Below are 4,084 nucleotides of genomic sequence, written 5' to 3' on the forward strand. Positions count from 1 at the left end.
ACCACGACGTGATCGCCGAGGGCCAGCTCAACGACATCGACGCGGTGGCCGCCAAGGAAGGCTGGGACAAGTGGATGCCCAAGCCCATCGTCGACGCGATCAAGGTCAAGGGCCACTACTACGCCGTGCCGGTGAACATCCACAACCCCTCGTGGTTCTGGTACTCCAAGGCCGCTCTGCAAAAGGCCGGGGTGGCGAGCGAGCCCAAGAACGTGGACGAGTTCTTCACCGCGCTCGACAAGCTCAAGGCCGCCGGCCTCGTGCCGCTCGCCCTGGGCGGCCAGGCGTGGCAGGAGTGGATCACCTTCTACTCGGTGCTGCTGCACGTGGGCGGCAGGGACGCCTACCTCAAGTTCTTCAAGGACCACGATGCCGCCAGCGTCAACAGCGAGGCCATGCGCAAGACGCTGACCACGCTCAAGCGCCTGCAGGGCTACGTGGACCCGGGCTCGCCGGGCCGCAACTGGAACGACGCCACCGCCATGCTGATCAGCGGCAAGGCCGGCTTCCAGATCATGGGCGACTGGGCCAAGGGCGAGTTCGCCGCCGCCAAGCAGACGGCCGGCAAGGAATACGGCTGCTTCGCCGGCTTCGGCCCGAGCGCGCCCTACATGGTCGGTGGCGACGTGTTCGTGTTCCCCAAGACCACCGACAAGGCCGCCATCGAAGCGCAGCACAAGCTGGCCACGGTGTTTACCTCGCCGACCACGCAGGTGGCCTTTAACAACAAGAAGGGCTCGATCCCGGTGCGCACCGACGTCGACAGCAGCAAGATGGACATCTGCGCCCAGGCCGGCGTGCAGGCGATGAAGGACACCTCGCGCCAGATCGCCAACCCCGACGCGCTGATGCCGCCCGACATGGTGGGTGCGGTGCAGGACGTGATCACCAAGTTCTGGAACGGCAAGCAGTCGGTCGACGACGCCGTGAAGGCCTTGCAGGCCGCGGTCAAGGGTTGAGGCGGTTCGGCATGCTGGCCACAATCCCTGGTCTTCCTGCACGGAGGACTTCCTGATGGCCGGCATGACCGCCCGCAACCCGCACGCCGCGAAAGGGGCGCGCCGCGCGCGCACCTTCGCCGCGCAGATCGCGCTCCTGCCGATGGCACTGACGGTGCTCGTGGTGTACCTCGGCACCATGCTGTGGTCGGTGCGCATCTCGTTCAGCAGCTCGAAGATCTTCCCCAAGGACGACTTCGTCGGCTTCGCGCAGTACGAGCGCCTGTTCAACAGCGAGCGCTGGTCGGTCTCGGTGCACAACGTGGCGATCTTCGGCGCCCTGTTCATCGGCGCCTGCCTCGTGATCGGCTTCCTGCTGGCCGTGCTGCTCGACCAGCGCGTGCGCGGCGAGAACGTGCTGCGCACCGTCTTTCTCTACCCCTATGCCATGTCGTTCGTGGCCACCGGGCTGATCTGGCAGTGGATGCTCAACCCCGAGTTCGGCTTTCAGGCCACGGTGCGCGGCCTGGGCTTCCCGGCCTTCACCTTCGACTGGATCGTCAACCAGGACATGGTGATCTACACCGTCGTCGCAGCCGCTGTGTGGCAGGCCTCGGGCCTGGTGATGGCGGTGCTGCTGGCCGGCCTGCGCGGCATCGACGAATCGCTGTGGAACGCCGCGCGGCTTGATGGCGTGCCGCGCTGGCGCTATTACCTGAGCGTGGTGCTGCCGCAGCTCGGCCCGGCGTTCGGCACCGCCACCGTGCTGCTCGCCGTTGGCGTGGTCAAGGTCTACGACGTGGTGGTGGCCATGACGCTCGGCGGCCCCGGCAACGCGAGCGAAGTGCCGGCCAAGTTCATCATGGACAACCTTTTCAACCGCGCCAACGTGGGCCTGGCTTCGGCCGCTTCCACGGTGATGCTGCTGACCGTGATCGCATTGCTGCTGCCGTGGTGGTATGGCCGCTCGGTACAGTCGCGCCGGTTGGCCCACCGCTGAGAGCCACCCCATGAGCGCCGTGATGCCCCCCATCGCCCCCACGCCTGCCGCCACACCGCAGCCTGCCGCGAACGCCGCGCGCAAGCCGCGCCGGCGTGCCCACCTCACCCCGGCCCGCCTGGGCCTGTACGCGCTTCTCGTCAGCTCGGCGGCCTTCTTCCTGCTGCCGCTGTACGTGATGCTGGTCACCTCCTTCAAGCCGATGGAGGAGATCCGCCTGGGCAACCTCTTCGCGCTGCCGCTGCACGCCACCGTCGAGCCGTGGGTGCAGGCCTGGTCCAGCGCCTGCACCGGGCTCGAATGCCGCGGCATCCAGGTGGGCTTCTGGAACTCGGTGGCCATCGTGCTGCCCAGCACGCTGCTGTCGATCTTCCTGGGGGCGCTCAACGGCTATGCGCTTTCGTTCTGGCGGGTGCGCTGGGCCGGCTGGGTGTTCGGCGTGCTGATGTTCGGCGCCTTCGTGCCCTACCAGGTGATGATCTACCCGCTGGTGCGCGCGCTGGCGGCGGTGGGCCTGTTCGGCACCTTGCCCGGCATCGTGCTGATCCACACCGTGTTCGGCATGCCGGTGATGACGCTCATGTTCCGCAACCACTACGCGAGCATGCCGCTCGAGCTGTTCAAGGCGGCGCGCATCGACGGCGGCGGCTTCTGGCGCATCTTCCTGCAGCTGATGCTGCCCATGTCGCTGCCCATCATCGCGGTGGCGCTCATCATGCAGATCACCAACATCTGGAACGACTTCCTGCTCGGCCTGGCCTTCGCCGGGCGCGAGAACCTGCCGATGACGGTGCAGCTCAACAACGTCATCAACACCACCACCGGCGAGCGGCTCTACAACGTGAACATGGCCGCCACCGTGCTCACCTCGCTGCTGCCGCTGGTCGTCTACCTCGTCTCGGGCCGCTGGTTCGTGCGCGGCATCACCGCCGGTGCCGTCAAGGGTTGACGCCGGCGAAACTCACTGACCATCATGTCGAACGTCATCATCGAAAACCTCGACATCCAGTTCTCGGGTGTCGACATCATCAGCAAGCTCAACCTCGACGTGCAAAGCGGCGAGTTCCTGGTGCTGCTCGGTCCCTCGGGCTGCGGGAAGTCGACCTTGCTGCACAGCATCGCCGGCCTCATCGACGCGCACGACGGGTATGTCGAGATCGCCGGCAAGGACGTGACCTGGGCCGACCCCAAGGACCGCGGGATCGGCATGGTGTTCCAGTCGTATGCGCTGTACCCGACGATGTCGGTCGAGAAGAACCTCTCGTTCGGCCCGCGCATCGCCGGCGTGCCGCGCGCCGAGATTGCGCGCCGCGTCGAGCGGGTGGCCGCGATGCTGCACCTCACCGAGCTGCTGCAGCGCAAGCCCGCGCAGCTCTCGGGCGGCCAGCGCCAGCGCGTGGCGATCGGCCGGGCACTGGTGCGCGAGGCGGCGGTGTTCCTGTTCGACGAGCCGCTCTCCAACCTTGACGCCAAGCTGCGCGGCGAGCTGCGCCGCGAACTGAAGCAGCTGCACCGGCAGCTCGGCGCCACGATGATCTACGTCACCCACGACCAGGTCGAGGCCATGACGCTGGCCAGCCGCATCGCCGTCATGAAGGACGGCAAGATCCAGCAGATCGACACGCCGGCGGCCGTCTACACCCGGCCCACCAACATGTTCGTGGCGGGCTTCCTGGGCGCGCCCAGCATGAACTTCATCGAGGGCCGCATCGAACTCTGCAGCGGCGGCACGCACTTTGTCTCGCCCACGCTGGTGCTCGACGTCTCGGCCTATCCGTTCGCCAACCCGCCGCAGAACAAGCTGCCCGCCGTGCTGGGTGTGCGGCCCGAGCACATCGGCCTCTCTGCGCAAGGCGCCACGCCGGGTGCGAAGGCTGCGGGCAGCGCCCTCATCTCGCTGGTCGAGCCGATGGGCTCCAACCAGGTGGTGTGGCTGGATGCCCAAGGTGTGTCGCTGGCCGTCGAAGTGGATGCGCAGTTCAAGCCGGCCGCCGAGGGGCGCACCGAGTTCTCCATCGACCCGGCGCACGTCTCGCTGTTCGATCTGTCGTCCCAGCAGCGCTTGTAAGCCGCATGGCGACGATCAAGGACGTTGCACGCCTGGCCGGAGTGGGCCTGGGCACGGCCTCGCGCGCCATCTCAGGGC

The 4,084-nt window shown here is 67.2% G+C and carries 5 protein-coding genes; all 5 read left to right on the forward strand.

Features of this window, described 5'->3' with window-relative positions:
* A partial coding sequence (locus VFL64_RS18185) for an ABC transporter substrate-binding protein (RefSeq protein ID WP_489541790.1) occupies window positions 1-959 on the forward strand: 959 nt, incomplete at its 5' end.
* 64 nt (window positions 960-1,023) lie between these two features.
* Window positions 1,024-1,938, forward strand: coding sequence for a carbohydrate ABC transporter permease (locus VFL64_RS18190; protein WP_489541792.1), 915 nt, complete (start codon window positions 1,024-1,026; stop codon window positions 1,936-1,938).
* Between the two features lie 22 nt (window positions 1,939-1,960).
* Window positions 1,961-2,887: a carbohydrate ABC transporter permease gene (locus tag VFL64_RS18195; RefSeq protein ID WP_489541793.1), complete on the forward strand. Its 927-nt coding sequence runs from the start codon at window positions 1,961-1,963 to the stop codon at window positions 2,885-2,887.
* A gap of 24 nt (window positions 2,888-2,911) precedes the next feature.
* A complete protein-coding gene (locus tag VFL64_RS18200) occupies window positions 2,912-4,006 on the forward strand; it encodes an ABC transporter ATP-binding protein (protein ID WP_489541791.1) in 1,095 nt (364 codons plus the stop codon).
* Between the two features lie 5 nt (window positions 4,007-4,011).
* Window positions 4,012-4,084: LacI family DNA-binding transcriptional regulator (locus VFL64_RS18205; protein WP_489541794.1), on the forward strand; the 73-nt coding region annotated here is incomplete at its 3' end.

Source organism: Rhizobacter sp. (assembly GCF_035702065.1).
Taxonomy (GTDB): Bacteria; Pseudomonadota; Gammaproteobacteria; order Burkholderiales; family Burkholderiaceae_C; genus Rhizobacter.